Annotated in this window: 1 protein-coding gene and 1 pseudogene; both read left to right on the forward strand. The window is 75.7% G+C overall.

The window, feature by feature from the left end:
* A pseudogene (locus ACLU3S_RS36920) lies at positions 1–567 on the forward strand (serine/threonine protein kinase); the annotation flags it as partial.
* A 53-nt stretch (positions 568–620) separates the two neighbouring features.
* Positions 621–1,641, forward strand: a 1,021-nt coding sequence (locus tag ACLU3S_RS36925) for a serine/threonine-protein kinase (RefSeq protein ID WP_413956343.1), incomplete at its 3' end; no start/stop codon positions are given.

Here is a 1,641-nt window from a genome sequence, read left to right on the forward strand (position 1 = left end):
GGGGGCGGCGGCAGCCCGGGCGGCACGGCGACCGGGACCCGCACGAGTACGACTCCGTCCCCGTCGGGCACCACGACCCGCCCGGCGGCCACCGCGTCAGCCCCCGCGGGCGCCCGTACCGCGCCCTCCGGCTATCGCACCGCCCGGGATCCGGCGGGCTTCTCGCTCGCCGTACCCGACGGCTTCACCCGCAGTCCGCAGGGCGAGCGGGTGTTCTACCTCTCGCCCGGGCAGACGTTCCGCCTCGGCATCAAGTCCACCGCGCCCCAACCGGGCGGCCCCGAGGCGGTGATGAACCGCTCGGCCGCCGACGGGCCGTCCACCAACCCCGGTTACCGCGACGGCCGGGTCACCCGGACCACGCACGCCGGACACCCCGCCGCGCTCTGGGAGTTCACCTGGGACGGCTTCAGCGCCGCGGAGGGCCCGCGCCACACCTACGACCTGTGCTGGGAGGAGGGCGGGCGGATGTACGACGTGTGGGTGTCGGCGCCGGTGGGAAAGGTGCGCGAGGCCCGGGAGTACTTCGACGTCGCGGTGGACACCTTCTCGGTCACGGGTTCGTGACCGCTCCGGGTTCCCTGTGGCTGCGGGGGTGCAGGGCGCGATATGGATGAGTCATGAGCAGTGACGGGGGAGTCGGCCGGGAGGCCGACGACACGACGAGTTTTGTGCTGCAACCGCCGACGCCGCACGCGCAACCGCAGGGAGCGGAGGGCGAGTCGGCCCCGCGGCCGCACCCGGCCCAGCGGCAGGAGCCGGCCCCGCACCATCCGCAGCCCGGCGGTCACCCGGCGGTGCCGGCCCAGGCGGCCCCCGCCCGCGAACCCGGCGCCGGACGCCTCATCGCGGGCCGGTACCGGCTGCTCGCCAAGCTGGGCCACGGCGGAATGGGCACCGTGTGGCGGGCCCAGGACGAGACGGTGGACCGGGAGGTCGCCGTCAAGGAGCCGCGCGTACCGGACCACCTCCCCGAACGGGAACGGGCCAACGCCTTCGAACGCATGCGCCGCGAGGCCCGTGCGGCGGCCCGGCTGGACCACCCGGCGGTGGTGAACGTGCACGATGTCGCGGTCGTCGACGGGCGGCCCTGGATCGTGATGGAACTGGTGCGCGGGCGCACCCTCGGCAGCGTGCTCCAGGAGGGCACGCTGGACGCGCGCGAGGTGGCCCGGATCGGTCTGGAGGTGCTCGGCGCGCTCGAGGCGGCGCACGCGGCGGGCGTCCTGCACCGGGACGTGAAGCCCGACAACGTGCTGCTCGGCCGGCACGACCGGGTGGTCCTCACCGACTTCGGCATCGCCCACATCGAGGGCGACACGCGGCTGACGGACACCGGCGGCTTCGTCGGCTCACCCGAGTACATCGCTCCCGAGCGGGTGCTGGGGCAGCGGCCGGGACCGGCGAGCGACCTGTGGTCCCTCGGCGTGCTCCTGTACGCGGCCACCGAGGGCGTCTCGCCGTTCCGGCGCAGCAACACCCCGGCCACCCTGCAGTCCGTCCTCAACGCGACCCCGGCGCCGCCCGCCGCGGCCTCCGGCCCGCTGGCCGAGGTGATCAACGGGCTGCTCCAGAAGGACCCGGCGCACCGGCCGGCGGCGGACCGGGTGCGCGCGCTGCTGACGGAGGCGGCCAGGCCCC

It is taken from the genome of Streptomyces sp. AF1A, assembly GCF_047340315.1.
Classification (GTDB): Bacteria; Actinomycetota; Actinomycetes; order Streptomycetales; family Streptomycetaceae; genus Streptomyces.